Here is a 20,808-nt window from a genome sequence, read left to right on the forward strand (position 1 = left end):
TATGAAGAGTCCTATATTACAATCTGCAACAAAATACTTGCTCCCGATTTTACTTTTGTTCTCTGTGTTCTTATTACTACGTGGACACTATTATCCTGGTGGCGGATTTGTCGGTGGGCTCGTTGCGTCTATTGCTTTTGTGTTACATAGTTTCGCAAATGGTACAGAGTCTACAATGAAAATTTTAAAAAGAAAACCGCTATCACTGATCCCAATAGGATTGGGCACTTCTGCATTGAGCGTAACCATTCCTTTATTATTAGGCTATCCGCCTATGACAGGATTGTGGTTTGAAGAGCCTATTCCTTTTATAGGAATGATTGGTTCGTCTTTATTTTTTGATTTAGGGGTGTATTTGGTAGTTATTGGTGTGGTCTTAACAATCCTATTTACCATTTCCCTTAATAATTTAGAAGAGAAAAATTAATGGAGTTATTACTTATCATATTAATAGGTTTATTGTATTCCGCTGGAGTCTACCTCATTCTGCGAAGAAGTATGGTGAAACTCTTGTTGGGAATTATGTTTTTGGGAACAGGAGCTAATATCCTCATCTTTTTATTGGGAGGTATTACTAAAGGAAAGCCTCCTGTGATCGATGAAGCTGCTAAAATGTTTCAAGATAATTATGCAGATCCGATTCCTCAAGCCTTAATATTGACGGCGATTGTAATTAGTTTCGCTTTGACAGCATTTGCTATTGTATTACTCAAAAGAGTATATGCTTTGGTTGATTCAGATGATTTGGACGATTTAAATACACCGGAGGAGGAAGATATATGATTGATAACCACATTTTAGGTCCGGTATTTATACATTTATTCACCGCCATCCTACAATTAATTACGTGGCGAAAAACCGTTACACAGCGTTTCATAAGTGGAATAGGCTCATTCCTAGGTGTACTTGTTTCTATACGTTTGTTGTCAAAAGTTTACGATCAAGGCATTCTGACATTAAACGCTTCCAACTGGGATGCGCCATTCGGAATTGTCTTTGTCGCCGATTTATTAAGCAGTACCTTGGTATTAATAACCTCGATTGCGGGATTGGCCGTATCGTTATTCTCTTCAACTGGAATCAATAGACAACGAATGCTCTATGGCTACTTCCCTATTTTCCATTTCTTGGTAATGGGTTTGAACGGTGCGTTTTTAACAGGTGATATATTCAATTTATACGTGTGGTTTGAGGTTATTATTATATCTTCTTTCGTCTTAATGACTTTAGGAGGCCGTAAAACACAGCTCGAAGGTGCCGTAAAATATATGGCTCTCAATATATTAGCCTCCACATTTTTCTTAACAGGAATTGGTATTCTGTATGGAATCACAGGATCATTGAATATGGCTGACCTTTCGCAAAAGATTAAATTGGTCGATAACCAATTCTTGATTGGTATTACGTCTACATTCTTTTTAATGGGTTTTGGTATTAAATCTGCCGTATTCCCGTTATATTATTGGCTTCCATCCTCCTACCATACGCCTCCTTCAGCGGTAGCTGCTACCTTTGGGGGTTTGTTAACCAAAGTCGGAATCTATGCTATGTTGCGTGTATTCAGTTTGATCTTTATACCAGATGAATTCACTCGCAATTTGTTAATGGTATTAGCCGTGTTAACAATAATAACAGGAAGTTTGGGTGCTTTAATCAAGCTTAATATTAGACGTCTGTTTTCGTACCTTATCGTTTGTCATATTGGTTTTATGCTCGGTGGTATAGGTATGTTCACTAAAGTAGCATTGATGGGAACTATATTTTATTTGTTCCACGATATCTTAGTAAAAACAAATATGTTTTTGATAGCTGGATTGATTCGTCAAATGCGTGGCACAATGGATATGAAAGTGTTAGGAGGAATTTATGCGCAATATCCTAAAATCTCCTTACTTATCGCCCTTATACTATTTTCTTTGGTAGGCATTCCGCCATTATCGGGATTCTGGCCCAAAATATTTTTATTCAAAGAAGCGTTTAATTTAGAAGAGTATGCATTTATTGCTGCATTAGTATTGGGTAGTTTTGTGACTTTATTCGTCATTGCACGAATGTGGTCAGAGGTATTTTGGAAAGATATTCCGGCAGGTGCAGAAATCGAAGATAAATTCGAACCCATGCCTTTAGTCAGAAAAATATTATTGGTATTGCCTATTGGCTTGTTGGGTGCAATCACGATTTACGTAGGGTTAAATGCGGAGGTTATAGTTCAATTGGTCGATAAGATTTCGGATCAATTGATAGACACTTCAGCTTATGTTGAGGCAGTATTAGGTAAACAAAATTAGTAGTATGATTAAACAGTTTTTGATGAACTTACTGCTATCGTTCATTTGGGTAGCACTAACGGGATCCATGTATTATACCAATTTTGTTTTTGGTTTTATGCTAGGATTTGGGATTCTTTGGATCATGAATCGTACGGATGGCGATAGAAGTTACTTCTACAAAGTGCCGCGTATTATTAGTTTTGTGTTTTATTTTATTTGGGAAATGATCAAAGCAAATGTACAAGTTGCGTACGATGTAATGACACCTAAATATTTTATGAAGCCTGGAATTGTAAAATTTCCGCTGAATGCGAAAACCGATACAGAAATTAATTTGCTATCTACAATGATCTCACTGACACCAGGCACTTTGATTGTGGATATTAGCGATGACAAAAGGACAATGTACATCCATGTGATGTATTTGAATAATCCAGAGAAATTTGTGAGGGATATGAAAACAGGACTTGAACGTAGATTATTGGAGGCTATACGATGACATTAGAAGCATATTTCGATTATTTTATACTGCCCGTACTGACGATTTCAGTTATTCTGGTATTCATAAGACTAATCAAAGGTCCTAAAGTAGTGGATCGTGTAATTGCGCTGGATTTGATAATTACGATTGGTATAGGAATTATTACGATTTTCACAATACGTTCTAACCAGAAAGTATTATTGGATGTTGCGATAATGTTGGCGCTTATTGCATTTTTGGGAACAGTAGCCTTTTCGTTTTACATTGAAAAAAGAGAAGATGATTGATATTATAATTGGTATTCTAAGCACAATAGGTGCTTTGTCTATATTTTTTGCGTCTTTGGGTATTCTGCGTATGCCAGATTTTTACCTGAGGCTCTCTGTTACGGTAAAGGCAGCAACGATGGGCGTAGGTTTACTCCTGTTATGTGCTGCGATAATATTTCCCGACATTTCAGTAAGTACTAAAGCCATTGCCATAACTTTTTTCTTAATTATCACCTCGCCAATTGCTGCGCATATGATAGGACGTGCAGCATACTTCACAGGTACGCCATTGTGGAAAGAGACAATTATTGATGAGTTGAATGGCATGTATGACAAGGAAACTCATGAGTTGAAAAATGAAAAACAAGTAAATATGGCGGAAATATGTGGAGATGAGCCCGATCAAATCGCCGATACCGAAGAAGAAACTAAATAGAAAAGTCAAACTTAAAGTTTGACTTTTCTATTTAAACCGCAGCTCTTAAGTTTTGAATTTTAGTTTTTAACGTAGGATAAACAAATACAGCACTCAATATAATGATCGCTCCAGCGTAAAATCCAACACTCATTTTCTCTGTACTACCAATAAAAAAGAACGCAAGTACAATCCCGTAAACAGGTTCTAAATTGGTCACTAAAGCTACCGTGAAGGCAGACAATTCTTTCATGACGGCCACACCTAATACATACGCCAGCGCTGTACAAATACTACCCAATATAAACAAGTAGAAAAAGTCTTTACTTGACAGAATCATGTGCTCATTAAATTGTCCTGTAACCAACAAAACTATTGATACGCCTATAAAAGCACCAATCATTTCATATTGTGTAATAATGCTGGGACTCGTTTTTTGCACCATTTTTCCATTTAGAATAGAAAAAATACTTGCGCACAATGCTGCGCAAAGTCCTAATGATATGCCCAACCAATATTGAAATTCGAATTTGAAAATTAGATAAATACCAAAAATGATTACAATTCCCACGATAATATCACCAATAGACAATTTGCGACGATAAAATAATGGTTCAAGAATCGAAGTAAACAGTGTCAAAGATGATAAAGTAACCAGTGTAACCGAAACGGTCGACACCTTGATTGCTTGAAAAAACAATACCCAATGCAAGCCAACCAATAAGCCCACCCCCATAAACTTTAAGATATCCTTAATGGGGACTATCATCTTTTTTCGAATGATAAAATGATACCCAATCAATGTAATCGCAGCGATAAGAACGCGATACCACACCAATTGAAGTGCGGGTGTAGAAATTAAAGATCCAAGGACGCCCGTAAATCCCCAGATAAGCACCGTAAAATGTAAAATAAACAAATTACGATTGCGCGTAAAAAAAATCATAGATAAATTATTTTGGAGCTTTTTTGAGCAGAATAATCGTTAACACTAAAAATATAATGCTTGGTGTCAGGACGGCTAGTAATGGTGGAAAACCGCCTTTCAAAGCAAACATTGTGGTAAACTGATTCAATACTAAAAAGGTAAAACTCAACCCAATACCAATTCCTAAACTTAAACCAATACCTCCACGTACTTTTTTGGATGACAATGCAACCCCCATTAGTGTCAATATAAATGCAGCAAATGGACTAATCCAACGTTTGTATTTTTCCAACAACATGTCCGTCATCAATCCCGTACCCCGAGTTTCTTCCTTTTCAATTCGCTCGTTCAGTTCCTTCGTGGTCATCGCCGTAAAGGCATTCTCATAGATCTCAAAATCACGAGGAAGCATATCCAATGTGGTGTCTCTCTTATCGCCTTTCTCCATCTTCTCCTTCAGTCCTGTGATAATACGATTGGTATAATTTTCAATTCGCCATTTACTCAACGTAGAATCCCAAACCACACGATCTGCCATCAACTTTTCCGTCATTTCAATACCATCAAACTTCTCCAATACGAAATTATACCCCACAGCTGTTTTGGTATCAAAATTCTCAATGAATACATAGGTATTGCTGTCGATCTGCATGTGTGTAGAAGTCGTATTCGTACTTACTTTATGCGGTTTGACATAGACATTTTCAAAATTCACCTTGATGCGATTGGTTGCCGGAAGAATCCAGAGATTGGAAACTAGGGTAAAACCAAAGATGATTGCAGCACCATAAAGATATGGACGCAACATCCGATTGAAACTCATTCCACCATTCAAGATTGGAACTATCTCCGTTTGATCCGCCATCTTAGAAGTGAAAAATATCACTGCAATAAAATTGATTAGCGGCGTCAACATATTCAAGAAAAAGGGAACAGATCCTAATGCATAATAACGCAACAAAACATCTGCAAAAGATGCCTTGTTTTTGAGGAAATCATCCAATTTCTCCGAAATATCAAAAATCACGATAACGACAATGAATATGGCTACCGTAAAGACAAAGGTAGTCATGTACTTCTTGAAGATATAGCGATCTATAAGATTCATTGATTCAAAGTAAATAGTAAATATTGAAAACTAAAAATATTTACAGACGTTGTCCTAATATTTTCACCATTTTCTCTTTCCAATCATAGAATGTACCTTCTATGATTTTCGCACGTGCTTGTTTTACCAACCACAAGTAAAAATGCAAATTGTGTAAAGACGCAATTTGTGCACCTAATATTTCTTGCGAACGAATAAGATGTCTCAAATAAGCTTTTGTATATACTTGATCCATCATCAAGTCGCTTTCTGCTTCGATTGGCGAAAAATCATCTTTCCACTTTTCATTTTTGATATTAATAATACCATTTTGGGTGAAAAGCATTCCATTACGTGCATTACGTGTCGGCATCACACAATCAAACATATCAATACCTAATGCGATATTTTCTAAAATGTTGATTGGCGTACCTACCCCCATCAAATAACGCGGTTTCTCTTTAGGAAGAATATTCGTCACAACTTCGGTCATCGCATACATCTCTTCAGCAGGTTCACCCACCGAAAGACCGCCAATAGCGTTACCCTCGCGCTCAAATGAAGCGATTACTTCTGCTGATTTCGCACGCAAATCTTTATATACCGAACCTTGAACAATCGGAAACAATGTCTGATCGTAACCGTACAATGGATCTGTGTTATCAAAACGATCGCAACAACGCTTCAACCAACGGTGTGTCATATCCAATGAACGACGCGCGTAATTGTAATCACACGGATATGGTGTACACTCATCGAATGCCATAATAATATCCGCACCGATGACACGTTGCGTATCCATTACATTCTCTGGCGTAAATAAATGTTTTGATCCATCTACATGCGAACGAAATGTCACTCCTTCTTCACGAATTTTACGTACTTCTGTCAAGGAATAAACTTGATAACCTCCTGAATCCGTTAAAATAGGCTTATCCCATCCATTAAACTTATGCAGTCCTCCAGCTTTTTGAATTACATCCAACCCAGGTCTCAAATACAAATGATATGTATTGCCCAGAATAATTTGGGCTTGAATATCGTTAACTAATTCATGTTGATGTACAGCCTTAACTGTTCCAGCGGTACCCACAGGCATAAAAATTGGAGTTTCTATTGTTCCGTGAGCTGTCTCTAATACCCCTGCACGTGCACTGGAAAGTTTATCTTGAGCTTTAAGCGTAAATTTCATATTTGTATTAAAATCAGGTGCAAAAATACTATAAAATTCTTAGCCTACCTCATAGGTTGAATTTTATTAGTAATTCTTAACGCTTTTCTGATACTTTTAGCAAATAACGTTCTATCTTTGAATCTCCATGATGAATATTGATTTACAAAACATCGAAATTTCTTACGTTTTATACGCTATTCTTGGCATACTTTTCCTTATCCAACTGTATTACATATTATTTGTATACAGCAAGTTAGCAATGTATAAAGTAAAATCGCACAAAGAGAGCCTAAGTATGAAACCGGTATCTGTAATCATTTGCGCACATAATGAAGAAAAAAATCTAAAACAATTCTTACCAAGCATCCTAAACCAAGATTATCCAGATTTTGAAGTTATCGTTGTGAATGATTATTCGACAGATGAAACCAAATGGATTTTGGAAGATTTCAAACGTAAATATGCTCATCTCCATGTTGTCGACATCAAAGAACATATTCGTCTTAAAAATTCGAAGAAATTTGCACTTACATTAGGTATTAAAGCTGCTAAACATGAAGTATTGATCATGACGGATGCAGATTGTGAACCACAAAGTAATCAATGGTTAAAAGAGATTGCTGGAGCATATGCTGAAGGAAAAGAAATCGTTTTAGGTTATTCTCCTTATTTCAAAAAAACAGGATTTCTCAATAAATTAATTCGTTTTGAAACCGCCCACACCGCGATGAGTTACCTCTCCTACGCACTCAAACGCGACGCTTACATGGGTGTTGGACGTAATTTATCTTACCTCAAATCTTTATTCTTTAAAGGAAAGGGGTTCAATGCACATATGCATATCAAATCGGGGGATGATGATTTATTTGTCAACCAAAATGCGACACGTCACAACGTAAATATTGCTATCCATCCCGATGCGCATATTTATTCCAATCCAAAAGAAACTTGGAAAAGTTATTACAAACAAAAAGCACGTCATGCAGGAGCTTCGGTTATCTACAAAAAATCCCATCAGCGTATGTTAGGCACGCAATTGATCTCGGCATTTGCTTTTTATGTTATGCTAATAGTTTGTATCGCTTTATTTCCTTCACTGTGGTATATTGGTGTCAGTGTGTTTTTTTTACGCTATATTTGCCAATTAATCGTCTTTTCGTCGATTTACAAAAAATTAGCAGTGCGAGATTTGCTAGTTTGGCTTCTCGTTTTAGATGTCTTTTATTATTTTTACATCTGTCTCAACGGGGTTTTTAATCGTAAAAAGAAACAAAAATCTTGGTAATAGCTTTTCTTTAACAAGCTATTAAATATTCAAAATTAAATTAAGGAATCGTGAATCCATCAGTAGATATTATATTCAATTATTTCCCACGTCTTACGGAAAAACAAAAAGAGCAGTTTAGCAAATTGGCTGAAGTATACCCTTTTTGGAATGACCAAATCAATGTGATATCGCGTAAAGACATCGATAGTCTTTATTTAAAACACATTTTACACTCTTTGGGTATAGCTAAGTTTGTTCAAGAATTCACACCAGGAACCCGTATTCTAGATGTTGGTACGGGAGGAGGTTTCCCAGGTATTCCGTTGGCGATTATGTTTCCAGAAGTGCAGTTTCACTTGGTAGATTCTATTGGAAAGAAAATTAAGGTTGTTCGCGAAGTTGCTGCCGCAATTGGTTTGACAAACGTGGAAGCTGATCATATTCGTGCAGAACAGTTGGACGAAAAATATGATTTTGTGGTCTCGAGAGCTGTTACACGCTTGGCAGATTTCACGCCGTGGATTCGCAATAAATTCGAGAAGAAGGATAAAAACGGAATTCCAAATGGTATTCTTTACCTGAAAGGTGGGGACCTAAAAGAAGAAATAAAAGAATCTAAACTAAAAGCTGAATTGCATCCCCTGTCTTCGTACTTTAAAGAAGATTTCTTCGACACAAAATATGTGGTCTACGTACCGATGTAAAATAACAATAGCTTCTTAAAAAGAAGCTATTGTTATTTTACATGTTCCCATTTCGGCAATTTCATTCGTTGATGAATCTTTTCTGTTGAATCCCGATAGATACGCATACATTTTACGACATACTCTAATTTCTCATAATAAGTGGCATTTTCTAAAAAATCAGGTTCTGGAAGAAAATACATTTGAAAATAGAATAGAGAATCGCCTCTCAAATCAGTCAGTTTTACTGTTAAAGGTTTCCACAAAACTTCCGTCCTATCGATGTCGTATTCATTTTTGAATAATTTCATCAGTCGTCGAGAATTTTTTCCTTTTTTACTGAAATGGCTATATACTTTATTAATATTAATAGCTATGCCGCCAAGAGGATTTATTCCTACTGGATTTTTATTATCTCCCCACATATAGGCTGTGCGATATTGCTTCTTACGAGCTGCATATTTCTGATCTGGCGTAAGACCTTTGTTAATCCCTACAGTATCGATTTCTAACATGTCTCTCTTTACAGTGTCCTGAATTGAATATTTCATAATTGAAATACCATTTGGCTTGAAACTACTCAAAAAGAGTAAGCAAAAAGTAATAGAAGTTATAAAGATAGCCTTCATAAAAAAACGGGTTGCATCTGTTAAAGATACAACCCGTATAAACTGACTTCTAGTTATTTAACTTTAATTAACCACCCAACTCCTTAGATATCTCAACACCGATCATATTCACTTCTTCGTCCATCCCAAAAAGAGGTAGACCTGTTTCTGGATGTAACTTCAGCCAAGTGGTATCGGTATCTTTTATTATCTGAACATATTCTTTACCGTCTTTGAAAATTGTATAGGTATCTTTTTCATCTGGAAAAACAGAATAAACGATTTCTCCAACCTCTATATCAAATGGTTCTTGCATTTCCATAATTAATGTAATTTAAATAGACAAAGGTAATATTCCTGTCAAGAAAAAGAGTCAAAGGTTTGGAATAAAAAAAAACTAATCCTTATATTTAGCGCACCAGTTATGAATATTCTTGAGAAAATCGCATTGACCAAAATCAAAGGTATTGGCCCAAAATTGAGCCGTATTCTATTGGCATATAATGGATCCGTCGAAGAAATTTTCAGAAGTTCTAAAAAACAGCTTTTAGCCATCCCAACCATTGGGGAAGTCTTAGCAGAAAACATCGTTTCGAAATCCTATCTCCAAGAAGCTGAGGATGAGTACAATTTTATCCAAAAGCATGGAATCGAAATCGCTTGGATAGAAGATAAAAACTATCCAAAGCGACTAAAAAATTCTGATGATGCACCTATCTTACTTTATTATAAAGGTACAGCCGCACTAAACCCGACAAGAGCAATCAGCATAGTGGACACACGCAACTCTACATCCTACGGCAAACGAATTTGTGATAAGTTTATTCAACAACTCAAGCCCTATGATGTACAAGTTATCAGTGGTCTAGCCTATGGAATTGATAGTTTTACACACCGTGAATCCTTAAAAAATCAAATTCCAACAATTGGTATTTTAGGTCATATACTAGACAGAATTTATCCATCTACCCATCGGGAATTAGCCTCTCGCATGCTAGAAAATGGCGGATTATTAACAGAATTTCCGTCAGGAACAAATCCAGATAGACAAAACTTCCCCATGCGCAATCGCATTATTGCTGGATTGGCAGATGTGACTATAGTCGTAGAAGCAGCACTAAAAGGAGGAGCATTGATAACTGCTGAAATTGCCAATACGTACAATCGAGATGTATGCGCTTTTCCGGGTGGAATTGACCAAGAATATTCTGCCGGATGCAACTATCTGATTAAAACAAATCGCGCACACCTAATCAGAAATACAGATGATTTAGCATATTTGATGAATTGGGAAAAAGAGGATAAAAATAAAACTGCTAAACAATTGAAGCTTATCCCTGAAAACATGACCAATGATGAGAAGAAAGTCTACGATCATATAAAAGAAAATGGTCAAGCAAGCATCGACGACATTAGTCTATATTGCGATTGGCCACAAAGCAAGCTAGCAATAGTATTGCTCGAAATGGAGATGAAATCACTTATCGTCTCTCTACCTGGAAAAACATATAAATTAATCTAACCTTGTATAAACACCTATGACAACAGAAACACAACAAACCAAAGGCATTTGGAAAGTTATTGGGGCTTCCTCACTTGGAACGCTCATTGAGTGGTACGACTTTTTTATCTTTGGTAGTTTATCTATCGTAATTTCAACCAAATTTTTCCCTGCTGACAATCCTACAGCAGCCTTTCTTTCGACCTTAGCAACTTTTGCAGCAGGATTTGTAGTTAGACCGTTTGGCGCATTATTTTTTGGCCGCCTAGGTGATATTATTGGAAGAAAATACACTTTTATGGTCACATTACTGCTGATGGGTGGGGCTACTTTTCTTATTGGCTGTATTCCGAGTTATGAAACGATTGGTTTTTGGGCACCCGTACTAGTTCTTGTACTAAGATTACTTCAAGGTCTTGCTTTGGGAGGCGAATATGGTGGTGCTGCGACTTATGTAGCTGAGCATAGTCCCAAAGGTCAACGTGGGTATTGGACATCTTGGATTCAGACAACAGCAACATTTGGATTATTTGTATCCCTAATTGTTATTCTTATCACCCGAACTTTGATGAGCGAAGAGCAATTTGACGAATGGGGATGGCGTGTACCGTTTTTATTATCTATTGCAATGGTGTATGTTTCCTATTTGATTCGTAAAAATATGGATGAATCACCTGAATTCAAGAAAGTGAAAGCAGAAGGAAAAACTTCTAAAAATCCACTAAAAGAAAGTTTTGGTAATAAATACAACCTTAAGTTCGTGTTGCTGGCTTTATTTGGCGCAGCGATGGGACAAGGTGTGGTATGGTATACAGGTCAGTTTTATTCTATGAGTTTCATGAAAACCGTCATGCATTTGCATACGGATCAAGCGGATATGATATTAGGAATTGCACTCCTTTGCGGAACGCCATTTTTTATTGTATTCGGATGGCTATCAGATAAAGTTGGTCGCAAATGGATTATGCTAACTGGGATGGCGTTAGCGCTATTGACGTATCGTCCAATCTATGAGCAAATGTATCAATTGACAAATATTGAAAATAAGATAGAACTCGTTGATCAAAAAGAAGTAAGTAAAGAAACGATAGAAAAAGATGATAAGCTAGTTTCGCAAATCATTACACAGCGTGTATATAACGACGGTACAATCACGAAAGAAATCATTACTAATCAACCAGAGAGTGAAATCAAAAAAGATTTACACGGGCATCCTATTGTTCAACAAAAAACTACAGTTCATCTATCTGGAATGAACTATGTATTCTTAATTCTACTAATTTTTATTCAAATCATATACATTACATTAGTGTATGGACCAATTGCTGCCTTCTTGGTAGAAATATTCCCAGTTAAGATTCGCTATACCTCGATGTCGCTTCCTTATCATATTGGTAATGGTGTATTTGGAGGATTATTACCTGCAATATCAACCTATCTAGCCACTAACGCACAAACCATAAACGATGCTGAATATTATTTAGCAGGATTATGGTATCCAATAATTATATCAGCCGTATGTTTTATTATCGGCGCATTGTACATTAACAAGAATATTTACGCTAAAAATCAATAAAAATGGAATCTATAAAAAAGATATTAGGAATAGTTTGGATTATATTAGCCATTTTGACAGCGTATTTCTGCATTGTACAATTTGGTTTTCCTAAACTGCAGACAGGTCTCCAAGAAGATCTAGTTTTTGGGATAATAATTGTGTTTGTTTTGACACCAATAGTCTCCATTGGATTGGGAGTTTTTGGATACTTTGCCCTAAAAGGCGAATTCGACGACAACAAAATGTAATTTTTCCAACTGAACATCAGCATGATAGGAAGATAAGAGCGATTTACTTTTGAAAATCTCAAAATTTTCCTACTTTTGTGGTGGGTAAGTCCTTTACGACCAGCTCCCTTTGACTCCCCCAGGATGGGAACATAGCAAGGGTATTAGGTTGAGCGGTGCGATAAAGGGAGCTTGCCCACTTTTTGTTTCTATACTTTTCTACTTCCCCAAAATCCTTCATCACTTTTAGCCTTTTAGTTTTACTTTTAGCATATCTTTTCGTTTATTTGTAGTTCGAACAAACACGATTATATGAGTTGGTTTAAAAGAAATAAAGCAGGGATTAATACTGCAACAGCAAATAAAAAAGAGGCTCCTGATGGGATGTGGGACAAATGTCCTTCGTGTAAGAAACCTCTTTTGAATCTAGAACAAATCGAGAACAAATACGTGTGTCAATATTGTGATTACCACATCCGCATTGGTTCTGCAGCATATTTCTCTATTTTATTTGACGACAATCAGTTTACAGAATTATTCCCTAATTTGACAGCTGGTGACCCTTTACAGTTTATTGATAGCAAGCCTTATCATGAGCGATTGGTAGAAAGTCAAAAGAAAACAGGTCTTAAAGATGCTTTGCGCTCGGGACATGGTAAATTGAATGGACACGAAATCGTGATTGCTTGTATGGACTTCAACTTCATCGGTGGTTCGATGGGTTCGGTAGTCGGCGAGAAAATCGCTCGATCAATAGATTTTTGCTTGGAACATAAATTACCATTTATGTTGATTTCAAAATCTGGTGGTGCGCGTATGATGGAAGCTGCATTTTCGTTAATGCAAATGGCTAAAACTTCAGCTAAATTAGCTTTATTGAGCCAAGCTAAATTACCTTATATCTGTTTATTGACTGACCCTACTACTGGAGGTGTAACAGCTTCATATGCGATGTTAGGCGATATCAATATCGCTGAACCAGGTGCTTTAATTGGTTTTGCGGGCCCTCGGGTCATCAAAGAAACAATTAAGAAAGATCTTCCGAAAGGTTTCCAAACTTCGGAATTCGTATTAGAACACGGTTTCCTAGATTTTATCGTAGATAGAAGACAACTTAAAGAAAAAGTTTCAACTTTCTTGAAGTTGGTAAAATAACAACTTACAACAAAGGTCATTCACATGGAATGACCTTTGTCTTTTATAATAAACCTAACTCTTTCAATATTCGTTCAGGATTATTCAGAAAAAACTTAGTCAGACGGTATTGGTCAGTATCTTCATAAGCTACTTTTTGGATTCCTTTTTCATCCAATTGCCAAATTTCAGCTCCGGGATATGCCAACAAGATTGGCGAGTGTGTTGCAATGATAAACTGAGATTTTTGTGATAACAACTCCTTAAACCGTACCATCATATTCATTTGCCGAGATAAGGAAAGTGCCGATTCAGGTTCATCTAAAATATATAATCCATCACCCCAGAATCTATTGTGCAATAATGCCATAAAACTTTCCCCATGAGAACAATGGTGCAGAGAATGTCCATATGCTCTTTCTAAATAACCGTCACTATCACCATATAGTCTACTCACCTCACTCGCTACGTTATAAAAACTTTCTGCGCGCAGAAAATAACCATCCTTATTTCGCCACGCTGTACGTGTAATCTTTAAATCTTCAAATAATGCGGAATGGGAATTCATCGTTTCGAAATTAAAATTTCGACTTCCTCCTTCGGGATTAAATCCTGCTTGAATAGCTATGGCTTCTACTAATGTAGATTTGCCCATACCATTCTCGCCCACTATGAATGTAATAGGGTTCGTAAATTCTAATTCAGTAAGGTTGCGAAGAGCCTTAATATTATAAGGATAAGCCTTTCGTTCCCTTTTCGGTTTTAGGTTTCTTATTTTGGATATATAAATCATTATTTAAAAACGATATGATTTAAATATAGCTACAAAATATTATTCCACTATATGTATCTCCAAAAACTCCAAAGCTTTCTTTGTTTTAAATAGTTAATATTATTCTGATTCGCATAAGCTTCACGCTCAAAAGAAATATTACGATAAGCTTTATCAAAGTTTCTGTGTTGGAAATAACGAACAATAAATTCTGCTAAATACCAGAAATAAAAAGGAATAACTACCAATTCCAAGGCTTGAATCAAGTGAATTCGCTCGTGGTTAAGCAAAACATTATCAACTTTCAGCCCTGCTCTTCTTAAAAAAATAAAAGGAAAAATCGTAATCGCTTCAGCCTTACCAAATGAAAAAACTTTAGTCCAAAACTTACTTACAAATACTTTACCTTTCATGAACTCAATTATAGATGAAAATGTACAACAATTATTCCTAACTTTAATATTTGCGACATAGGTTGTATATTTGTTATCTTTAAGAAAAACACGTGCGGGTATGCCTTACAAAGAACGAGAAATAAATAAATTGTACTATACAATGGGAGAAGTTACTGAAATGTTCGGTGTGAACGCTTCTCAAGTTCGTTTTTATGAGCGTGAATTTGACATTCTTCAACCTAAGAAGAATAAAAAAGGAAATCGTCTTTTCACGCAAGAGGATATTGCAAACTTGAAAATCATCTTTAATTTGGTGAAAGACAAAGGCTATACACTACAAGGTGCTCGTGAATATTTGAAAACAAATAAATCCGAAGCAAAAGAGAACCAACGTGTTGTCGATTCTCTAGAGCGTCTGAAATCTTTCTTGATTGAAGTTCGCGATAGTTTGTAAACTATCTGTTTGCTAATTCAATCACTTCCAAATTTTCTATTTTTCCAGCATTTAGCTCAAAACGCATTAATGTTCTTACTGTGTGCCAACCGTGCTTTCCAGCAGCGCCAGGATTAAGGTGTAATACTTGCAATTTTTGGTCGTACTGTACTTTCAAAATATGTGAATGTCCACAGATAAAAAGTTTCGGTGGATTTTTGATAATCTCAGCTTTTATTAATGAAGAATATCGTCCTGGATAGCCTCCTATATGTGTCATCCACACATCTACCCCTTCACATTCGAACCGTAGATGTTCAGGACAGTGCAACTGAATAGTTTTGTTATCTATATTACCGTACACTCCACGGAAAGGTTTGAAAGCTTCTAATTTCTCGACTACATCGTACGAACCAAAATCTCCTGCATGCCAGACTTCATCACAATACTTGAAATGGGTAAAAACCGCATCATCCAAATAGCTGTGTGTATCGGAAATCAATCCTATTTTTTTCATAGTGTTAAAAAGCTAAAAAGAATGGTTTTAATATTGTTCGGTATGCTTCAGAATAAACACTCTTTTCTTGGTAAATCACAAACTCTTCCTTCTTAAATGCTTCTGTTGTTTGTCTACTAAGTGAGATTATATTTCTAATAACATCCGAATCCGAAAAGGATTTTATAGCAACCAACTTGATCAAATGCAATCCCTGACGCTTACCTTCATTAATGACGTATTCGGCTAATTCATTTGGTAGAATCAGATCCAACTGACCTTTGTCCGATAAATTTGTCTTAGCAAAATCTAAAAGTTTTTTAAAAAAATCAAAATCTGCGTGACGAGCTATTTTTTTTCGTGCATCCGGATTATGCAATGAATTGGTATAAAAAGGCGGATTACTTACAATTAAATCATATTTATTAGCCACTTGCAAATCTTCGAAAGACCCTAAATTTCCTTGAATACGCGAAGCAAAAGGGGAATTCTTAAAATTGTCAAGCGAAGTCTGGTATGCTTCTATATCAATTTCGACAGCGTCGATATTTGCATCCTGAAAACGCTGTGCTAACATTAGCGCAATTACACCCGTACCTGTTCCTATATCCAATATGCGATAAGGGTTATTTGCTTGTACATACGCACCCAACAATACACCATCCGTATTGATTTTCATCGCACATCCTTCCTGATTTATTTCAAACTCTTTAAACCTAAATACTGATCCCATGTCTAACAAAGGTAGCCAATTTACAATTTAAGAACTTGAATTTAATGCATACTTTAGTATAAAATAACCAATATGAAATTACAAATCATCCTTGCATACTTACTTTTTTCAATTACGTCCATTCCAGTAATTTATGGTCAAAATGCCTGTGAAAATATTATAACCATAACGGTAGAAAAATTACCTCAACTCTTGAAAAACAATGACTATCAGGAAATCGACAACAAGCTCAACACAATCGAAGCGACCTGTGGCCTTTCGGAGTTCACCCTACGAACGCGTATTATTTACCAAATCATAAACAGAGAAAACTCACAGGAAAATCGTCAAAAGTATCTTCGTAATAGATTTGATCGGATACTTATTATTCGTTGGGACGATTCCTATCTATCAGACCATCAAGAAATTTTTCTTGCGCACAAGAAAAATTATGAATATATCCCAATGAGACATCCCGTAGATTCACTCTTAAAAATCAAAGCCTCATCCATTTTAAATTCTCTAAGCTATAAGGATATTGATATCGAAGAAAAAGCTTTATTGTATCTATTCAAAGATGATATTGAGACGTATACTAGTATAACTGAAGCACAATACAACGAGAAGAAAAAAGTAGAAATGCGTTCTAAAGAGGCTGAGAACAAATATAAATCTACATTTGGTTTGCATACAGGGGTATTTATGCCTCTTGGTGAAAATGACTTTTTTGGAAAATATGTTACAGGGGGTGTTTCTTATATGGGTCCATTTTCTAATGACTTTGTTCTTGACCTACACTATAAATTTAGAGTTCACCCCAAGTCTCGTGTATTTGATTTTAGATATAAAGACAACATAAGGGAAGTAGACGCTATTACCAGTCATGTCATATCCATAGGAGCGGGATATAAATTATTGGATAAGAATAAATTTATTATTTTACCAAAGGTAAATCTTGGGCTGGGTTTTATATGGACAGGATTATCCGAAAAAGAATATGGAGAGGACGATGAAGGCAATGAAACTGAAACTCTAAGACTACGTAATGTAAATACCCTGCACTCTACTATCGGAATTACCTTTATGAGGCATGTATACGATAATATTTATTTTGGATTTGAGAGCAATTTACACTTAATTCCTTACCAATGGGATAGCCGCTTGCAATCACCTATCCCATCCAAATATGCTTCGCTAGAGTTTTTTGTACGTTTTTAGCTTTTTAATACACGTTGAATTTCGTCTAATTTCATCAATGCTTCGACTGGAGTCAATGTATTCACATCCAGATTATTCAACATGTCACGAATTTTCTCCAAAACTGGGTCATCAATTGCAAACATTTGCAATTGATGCGCTTGTTTTTGTATTTTGCGCATACTGTCTTTGATTTTCTCACCGCCTGTACGCTCTTGCTCAAGACGCTTCAATATTTCCGAAGCACGACCTATTAATTTAGGTGGCATACCTGCCAATTTAGCCACATGAATACCAAAGCTATGCTCTGAACCTCCAGGCATTAACTTGCGCAAGAAAATCACTTTGTTGTTCAACTCTTTCACGGTGACATTGAAATTCTTTATGCGTGGCATCGAATTATTCAGCTCATTCAATTCATGGTAGTGCGTAGCAAATAAGGTCTTCGCTCGTGCGGATGGATGATTGTGTAAAAATTCGGCTATAGCCCAAGCAATGGAAATACCATCATATGTGCTCGTACCACGGCCAATTTCATCCAATAAAATCAATGAGCGATCTGAAAGATTATTCATGATGCTTGCAGTCTCGTTCATCTCCACCATAAAAGTAGATTCACCAGAGGAAAGATTATCCGAAGCACCAACACGCGTAAATATCTTATCCACCAAACCAATAGAAGCTTCCTTTGCAGGTACAAAAGATCCAATTTGCGCCATCAAGACAATCAAACCAGTTTGACGAAGTAAAGCTGACTTACCCGCCATATTAGGACCTGTGATTATTATGATTTGCTGTGTATCAGGATCCAAATACGTATCATTCGTGATGTAATCCTCACCTATTGGTAAGTTTCGCTCAATCACAGGATGACGACCACCTTTAATATCCAAAATTTTAGAATCTGAAATTTCGGGCTTGACATAGTAATTTTTCTGCGCGATAGTGGCAAAATTCAAGAGCACATCTAATTTTGCAATTAATTGTGCATTGAGCTGAATGGGCTTTATGTATTCCGATATGGAAACTAGTAATTCGCCATAAATTCTATTCTCAATGACTTGAATTTTTTCTTCAGCACCTAAAATTTGATCTTCATATTCCTTTAGTTCTTCAGTAATATAACGCTCTGCATTAACTAGCGTTTGCTTACGAATCCAGCCTTCAGGAACTTTATCTTTGTGTGTATTGGTCACTTCAAGGTAGTAGCCAAACACATTATTGAATGCTATTTTTAAGGAAGGAATACCTGTTGCTTCGGCTTCACGCTTTTGGATTTCTAACAAATATCCTTTACCACCAAAAGCAACTTTTCTCAACTTATCCAAATCTGCATCTACACCATCTGCAATTACATTTCCCTTATTCAATAATACAGGTGGTTCTGCATGAATCGTATGTTCAATTTTTTCACGGATTATAGTGCAAGTATTCAACTGCTCTGAAATCATGCGTAATGATTCTGATTCAGCTACATTTGTTAACTGTTTAAGCTTTTCAATAGCATATAACGAGCGCTTCAACTGCGTAATCTCACGAGGATTGGCTTTTAATAAACCTATTTTTGAAATTAATCGTTCTAAATCACCTACTTGTTTGATTTCTCGAATTAAATCTTCGCGCAGTTGTGTATTTTTATAAAAATACTCCACCACATTTAATCGCTCTTGAATAGACTTGCGGTCTTTCAGGGGCATGACAATCCAACGTTTCAGCAGACGCGCACCCATCGGCGATGAAGTATCATCCAACACATCCGACAAAGTAATCGCATTCTCATTGGGTGAGCCAATCAATTCTAAATTTCGAATTGTAAATCGATCCAGCCACATGTAGCGATCTTCCTCAATTCTAGAAATATGAGAAATATGTTGCAGATTACGGTGTTCCGTTTCATTCAAATAATGCAATGCAACACCTGCCGCCACTATCCCAACTAGCATCCGGTCAATACCAAAACCTTTGAAGGAATTAACTTCAAAGTGTTTTAGTAAAGTTTCGGTAGCATAATCACCCGAATATGGCCATTCGTCTAAATAATAGGTATAATAAGAAGAGCCAAACTGCTCTAAGAATTCTTTAGATTGCTTTCTTGACATTATTACTTCGGTCGGTTTAAAACCTTGAAGTAATTTATCCACATAATTCACTGACCCTTGCGCAACTAAAAATTCGCCAGTTGAGATATCTAAAAATGAAACGCCGACAATAGTCTTATCAAAATATATAGATGCTAAATAATTGTTGGATTTTTGCTGAACGATATTATCACTGTACGACACACCTGGCGTAACCAATTCGGTAACTCCACGTTTCACAATAGTTTTAGTTTGCTTGGGATCTTCCAATTGATCACATATTGCTACGCGACAACCCGCACGCACTAATTTTGGCAAATAAGTTTCCAACGAGTGATGCGGAAAACCAGCGAGTGCAGTTTCAGACTCAGTACCATTTCCCCTTTTGGTTTGGACAATACCCAAAATTCCGGCAGCTTTGATCGCATCTTCACCAAAAGTTTCGTAAAAATCGCCTACACGAAATAACAATAATGCACCTGGATATTTAGCTTTGATGCTATTATATTGCTGCATTAGAGGAGTTTCTTTCTTTGCCTTTGCCAATGGAAAATAAATTTTAGTTGAAGCGTAAAAATAAGATAAAACCCGTGATTTGGCAAGCGCTAATAAAGCTTTAATTTAAGCTAAAAACCGTGGAAAAATTATTAATTCTTTTATTTTCTTAATATTTTTTCCATTTTTTTTCCCTTTGCCAATTCATCGACTACCTTATCCAAATAACGTACTTTTTGTGTCAATGGATTTACTATATCTTGAATCTTATAGCCACAGATACTTCCAGTTATCAAATGTGCATTTTCATTTAGCTTTGCAGATTCAAAAAATTGTTCAAAAGTTGATTTATCCGCTATATGTTGTTGTAATTCTTGTTCAGAAAAACCAGTCAACCAACATATTACTTCGTGCAGCTCAGCAATTGATCTATCTTTTTTTTCGACTTTAGTGACATAATGTGGATAAACAGAAGCAAAAGTCATTTTAACTATGCGTTCATCATGATGGCTCGTATCTTTCATAGGCTTTGTATTATTGAAATCAACAAATTACTAATAAGAAATTTATTACTATACAAGGTACAATTCTTCATGCAAATTGTACATTTTTTCTTTAGGTTTGCATG

At 36.1% G+C, this 20,808-nt stretch carries 25 protein-coding genes and 1 other RNA gene; 15 read left to right on the top strand and 11 right to left on the bottom strand.

What is annotated here, in order from left to right; all coding sequences use genetic code 11:
* Position 1 precedes the first annotated feature (1 nt).
* From GOQ16_RS06910 to mnhG, 6 genes are read left to right on the top strand one after another with little or no spacing between them, the layout of a single operon-like run.
* Complete coding sequence (locus tag GOQ16_RS06910; protein ID WP_160068623.1) at positions 2-427, top strand: Na+/H+ antiporter subunit B; 426 nt, start codon at positions 2-4, stop codon at positions 425-427.
* Entirely contained in the window at positions 427-783 is a 357-nt protein-coding gene (locus GOQ16_RS06915; protein WP_149913246.1) for a Na+/H+ antiporter subunit C, read from the top strand. Before GOQ16_RS06910 ends, GOQ16_RS06915 begins: the two co-directional genes overlap by 1 nt.
* Entirely contained in the window at positions 780-2,288 is a 1,509-nt protein-coding gene (locus tag GOQ16_RS06920; RefSeq protein WP_160068624.1) for a proton-conducting transporter transmembrane domain-containing protein, read from the top strand. The genes GOQ16_RS06915 and GOQ16_RS06920 overlap by 4 nt, the downstream gene beginning before the upstream one ends.
* Before the next feature lie 4 nt (positions 2,289-2,292).
* A complete protein-coding gene (locus GOQ16_RS06925; RefSeq protein WP_149913248.1) occupies positions 2,293-2,769 on the top strand; it encodes a Na+/H+ antiporter subunit E in 477 nt (158 codons plus the stop codon).
* Positions 2,766-3,038: a monovalent cation/H+ antiporter complex subunit F gene (locus GOQ16_RS06930; RefSeq protein ID WP_149913249.1), complete on the top strand. Its 273-nt coding sequence runs from the start codon at positions 2,766-2,768 to the stop codon at positions 3,036-3,038. Before GOQ16_RS06925 ends, GOQ16_RS06930 begins: the two co-directional genes overlap by 4 nt.
* Positions 3,031-3,456: a monovalent cation/H(+) antiporter subunit G gene (gene mnhG, locus GOQ16_RS06935; RefSeq protein WP_149913250.1), complete on the top strand. Its 426-nt coding sequence runs from the start codon at positions 3,031-3,033 to the stop codon at positions 3,454-3,456. The genes GOQ16_RS06930 and mnhG overlap by 8 nt, the downstream gene beginning before the upstream one ends.
* 31 nt (positions 3,457-3,487) lie before the next feature.
* Here mnhG and GOQ16_RS06940 read toward each other — a convergent pair whose 3' ends face one another.
* The 3 genes from GOQ16_RS06940 to tgt are packed head-to-tail and all read right to left on the bottom strand — an operon-like array spanning position 3,488 to position 6,642.
* Entirely contained in the window at positions 3,488-4,381 is an 894-nt protein-coding gene (locus tag GOQ16_RS06940; RefSeq protein WP_160068625.1) for a DMT family transporter, read from the bottom strand.
* 7 nt (positions 4,382-4,388) lie between these two features.
* On the bottom strand, positions 4,389-5,471 hold the full coding sequence (locus GOQ16_RS06945) for an LptF/LptG family permease (RefSeq protein WP_149913252.1): 1,083 nt from the start codon (positions 5,469-5,471) through the stop codon (positions 4,389-4,391).
* A 40-nt stretch (positions 5,472-5,511) separates the two neighbouring features.
* The gene (gene tgt / locus GOQ16_RS06950) at positions 5,512-6,642 is read right to left on the bottom strand and encodes a tRNA guanosine(34) transglycosylase Tgt (protein WP_160068626.1); all 1,131 of its coding nucleotides are present in this window, start codon (positions 6,640-6,642) and stop codon (positions 5,512-5,514) included.
* Positions 6,643-6,769: 127 nt separating this feature from the next.
* On the opposite strand from tgt, the gene GOQ16_RS06955 reads away from it, so the two are divergent.
* Entirely contained in the window at positions 6,770-7,909 is a 1,140-nt protein-coding gene (locus GOQ16_RS06955) for a glycosyltransferase (protein ID WP_240140972.1), read from the top strand.
* Positions 7,910-7,959: 50 nt separating this feature from the next.
* The gene (rsmG, locus tag GOQ16_RS06960) at positions 7,960-8,595 is read left to right on the top strand and encodes a 16S rRNA (guanine(527)-N(7))-methyltransferase RsmG (RefSeq protein WP_160068627.1); all 636 of its coding nucleotides are present in this window, start codon (positions 7,960-7,962) and stop codon (positions 8,593-8,595) included.
* Positions 8,596-8,627: 32 nt separating this feature from the next.
* Here rsmG and GOQ16_RS06965 read toward each other — a convergent pair whose 3' ends face one another.
* Both GOQ16_RS06965 and GOQ16_RS06970 read right to left on the bottom strand, forming a co-directional pair.
* Entirely contained in the window at positions 8,628-9,125 is a 498-nt protein-coding gene (locus GOQ16_RS06965; RefSeq protein WP_160068628.1) for a hypothetical protein, read from the bottom strand.
* 145 nt (positions 9,126-9,270) lie between these two features.
* Positions 9,271-9,504, bottom strand: coding sequence for a hypothetical protein (locus GOQ16_RS06970; RefSeq protein WP_149913256.1), 234 nt, complete (start codon positions 9,502-9,504; stop codon positions 9,271-9,273).
* Between the two features lie 102 nt (positions 9,505-9,606).
* Between GOQ16_RS06970 and dprA the strand changes: the two genes are divergently transcribed.
* The 5 genes from dprA (at position 9,607) to accD (ending at position 13,623) form a co-directional block, all read left to right on the top strand.
* On the top strand, positions 9,607-10,704 hold the full coding sequence (dprA, locus tag GOQ16_RS06975) for a DNA-processing protein DprA (RefSeq protein WP_160068629.1): 1,098 nt from the start codon (positions 9,607-9,609) through the stop codon (positions 10,702-10,704).
* A 16-nt stretch (positions 10,705-10,720) separates the two neighbouring features.
* On the top strand, positions 10,721-12,259 hold the full coding sequence (locus tag GOQ16_RS06980) for an MFS transporter (protein WP_160068630.1): 1,539 nt from the start codon (positions 10,721-10,723) through the stop codon (positions 12,257-12,259).
* Positions 12,260-12,261: 2 nt separating this feature from the next.
* On the top strand, positions 12,262-12,489 hold the full coding sequence (locus GOQ16_RS06985) for a DUF6814 family protein (RefSeq protein ID WP_149913259.1): 228 nt from the start codon (positions 12,262-12,264) through the stop codon (positions 12,487-12,489).
* A gap of 82 nt (positions 12,490-12,571) precedes the next feature.
* Positions 12,572-12,669: signal recognition particle sRNA small type (gene ffs, locus GOQ16_RS06990), an RNA gene on the top strand.
* A 111-nt stretch (positions 12,670-12,780) separates the two neighbouring features.
* Positions 12,781-13,623 carry an acetyl-CoA carboxylase, carboxyltransferase subunit beta gene (gene accD / locus GOQ16_RS06995; protein ID WP_160068631.1) on the top strand — a complete coding sequence of 281 codons (843 nt, stop codon included), beginning with the start codon at positions 12,781-12,783 and terminating at the stop codon, positions 13,621-13,623.
* Between the two features lie 43 nt (positions 13,624-13,666).
* On the opposite strand, the gene GOQ16_RS07000 is transcribed toward accD, so the two are convergent.
* Both GOQ16_RS07000 and GOQ16_RS07005 read right to left on the bottom strand, forming a co-directional pair.
* On the bottom strand, positions 13,667-14,395 hold the full coding sequence (locus GOQ16_RS07000) for an AAA family ATPase (protein ID WP_160068632.1): 729 nt from the start codon (positions 14,393-14,395) through the stop codon (positions 13,667-13,669).
* Between the two features lie 47 nt (positions 14,396-14,442).
* Entirely contained in the window at positions 14,443-14,787 is a 345-nt protein-coding gene (locus GOQ16_RS07005) for a hypothetical protein (RefSeq protein WP_204987441.1), read from the bottom strand.
* A 100-nt stretch (positions 14,788-14,887) separates the two neighbouring features.
* On the opposite strand from GOQ16_RS07005, the gene GOQ16_RS07010 reads away from it, so the two are divergent.
* Positions 14,888-15,223 (top strand): MerR family transcriptional regulator, encoded by a 336-nt coding sequence (locus GOQ16_RS07010; protein ID WP_149913262.1) that lies wholly within the window; start codon positions 14,888-14,890, stop codon positions 15,221-15,223.
* A 1-nt stretch (position 15,224) separates the two neighbouring features.
* On the opposite strand, the gene GOQ16_RS07015 is transcribed toward GOQ16_RS07010, so the two are convergent.
* Together GOQ16_RS07015 and GOQ16_RS07020 are read right to left on the bottom strand one after the other, a co-directional pair.
* Positions 15,225-15,719, bottom strand: coding sequence for a metallophosphoesterase family protein (locus GOQ16_RS07015; protein WP_160068633.1), 495 nt, complete (start codon positions 15,717-15,719; stop codon positions 15,225-15,227).
* Positions 15,720-15,723: 4 nt separating this feature from the next.
* Positions 15,724-16,431 carry a tRNA1(Val) (adenine(37)-N6)-methyltransferase gene (locus tag GOQ16_RS07020; RefSeq protein WP_160068634.1) on the bottom strand — a complete coding sequence of 236 codons (708 nt, stop codon included), beginning with the start codon at positions 16,429-16,431 and terminating at the stop codon, positions 15,724-15,726.
* Positions 16,432-16,503: 72 nt separating this feature from the next.
* Between GOQ16_RS07020 and GOQ16_RS07025 the strand changes: the two genes are divergently transcribed.
* Complete coding sequence (locus GOQ16_RS07025) at positions 16,504-17,628, top strand: hypothetical protein (RefSeq protein ID WP_160068635.1); 1,125 nt, start codon at positions 16,504-16,506, stop codon at positions 17,626-17,628.
* On the opposite strand, the gene mutS is transcribed toward GOQ16_RS07025, so the two are convergent.
* Complete coding sequence (gene mutS, locus GOQ16_RS07030; protein ID WP_160068636.1) at positions 17,625-20,231, bottom strand: DNA mismatch repair protein MutS; 2,607 nt, start codon at positions 20,229-20,231, stop codon at positions 17,625-17,627. The two genes, GOQ16_RS07025 and mutS, sit on opposite strands and share 4 nt — an antisense overlap.
* 110 nt (positions 20,232-20,341) lie before the next feature.
* Positions 20,342-20,704, bottom strand: coding sequence for a DUF2200 domain-containing protein (locus GOQ16_RS07035; protein WP_160068637.1), 363 nt, complete (start codon positions 20,702-20,704; stop codon positions 20,342-20,344).
* Positions 20,705-20,808: the final 104 nt, after the last annotated feature.

Origin of the sequence: Sphingobacterium bovisgrunnientis, assembly GCF_009829085.1 — a bacterium.
In the GTDB taxonomy this organism is placed as follows: Bacteria; Bacteroidota; Bacteroidia; order Sphingobacteriales; family Sphingobacteriaceae; genus Sphingobacterium; species Sphingobacterium bovisgrunnientis.

Coding starts and splice junctions, on each gene's coding strand:
- GOQ16_RS07005 (WP_204987441.1), bottom strand. CDS start 14,787: ATGAAAGGTAAAGTATTTGTAAGTAAGTTTTGGACTAAAGTTTTTTCA.
- GOQ16_RS06970 (WP_149913256.1), bottom strand. CDS start 9,504: ATGGAAATGCAAGAACCATTTGATATAGAGGTTGGAGAAATCGTTTAT.
- GOQ16_RS06910 (WP_160068623.1), top strand. CDS start 2: ATGAAGAGTCCTATATTACAATCTGCAACAAAATACTTGCTCCCGATT.
- accD (WP_160068631.1), top strand. CDS start 12,781: ATGAGTTGGTTTAAAAGAAATAAAGCAGGGATTAATACTGCAACAGCA.
- GOQ16_RS06925 (WP_149913248.1), top strand. CDS start 2,293: ATGATTAAACAGTTTTTGATGAACTTACTGCTATCGTTCATTTGGGTA.
- mnhG (WP_149913250.1), top strand. CDS start 3,031: ATGATTGATATTATAATTGGTATTCTAAGCACAATAGGTGCTTTGTCT.
- GOQ16_RS06955 (WP_240140972.1), top strand. CDS start 6,770: ATGATGAATATTGATTTACAAAACATCGAAATTTCTTACGTTTTATAC.
- GOQ16_RS06985 (WP_149913259.1), top strand. CDS start 12,262: ATGGAATCTATAAAAAAGATATTAGGAATAGTTTGGATTATATTAGCC.
- GOQ16_RS07025 (WP_160068635.1), top strand. CDS start 16,504: ATGAAATTACAAATCATCCTTGCATACTTACTTTTTTCAATTACGTCC.
- GOQ16_RS07015 (WP_160068633.1), bottom strand. CDS start 15,719: ATGAAAAAAATAGGATTGATTTCCGATACACACAGCTATTTGGATGAT.
- GOQ16_RS06945 (WP_149913252.1), bottom strand. CDS start 5,471: ATGAATCTTATAGATCGCTATATCTTCAAGAAGTACATGACTACCTTT.
- GOQ16_RS07000 (WP_160068632.1), bottom strand. CDS start 14,395: ATGATTTATATATCCAAAATAAGAAACCTAAAACCGAAAAGGGAACGA.
- tgt (WP_160068626.1), bottom strand. CDS start 6,642: ATGAAATTTACGCTTAAAGCTCAAGATAAACTTTCCAGTGCACGTGCA.
- GOQ16_RS07010 (WP_149913262.1), top strand. CDS start 14,888: ATGCCTTACAAAGAACGAGAAATAAATAAATTGTACTATACAATGGGA.
- GOQ16_RS06920 (WP_160068624.1), top strand. CDS start 780: ATGATTGATAACCACATTTTAGGTCCGGTATTTATACATTTATTCACC.
- GOQ16_RS07020 (WP_160068634.1), bottom strand. CDS start 16,431: ATGGGATCAGTATTTAGGTTTAAAGAGTTTGAAATAAATCAGGAAGGA.
- GOQ16_RS06980 (WP_160068630.1), top strand. CDS start 10,721: ATGACAACAGAAACACAACAAACCAAAGGCATTTGGAAAGTTATTGGG.
- GOQ16_RS07035 (WP_160068637.1), bottom strand. CDS start 20,704: ATGAAAGATACGAGCCATCATGATGAACGCATAGTTAAAATGACTTTT.
- dprA (WP_160068629.1), top strand. CDS start 9,607: ATGAATATTCTTGAGAAAATCGCATTGACCAAAATCAAAGGTATTGGC.
- GOQ16_RS06940 (WP_160068625.1), bottom strand. CDS start 4,381: ATGATTTTTTTTACGCGCAATCGTAATTTGTTTATTTTACATTTTACG.
- GOQ16_RS06965 (WP_160068628.1), bottom strand. CDS start 9,125: ATGAAATATTCAATTCAGGACACTGTAAAGAGAGACATGTTAGAAATC.
- GOQ16_RS06930 (WP_149913249.1), top strand. CDS start 2,766: ATGACATTAGAAGCATATTTCGATTATTTTATACTGCCCGTACTGACG.
- GOQ16_RS06915 (WP_149913246.1), top strand. CDS start 427: ATGGAGTTATTACTTATCATATTAATAGGTTTATTGTATTCCGCTGGA.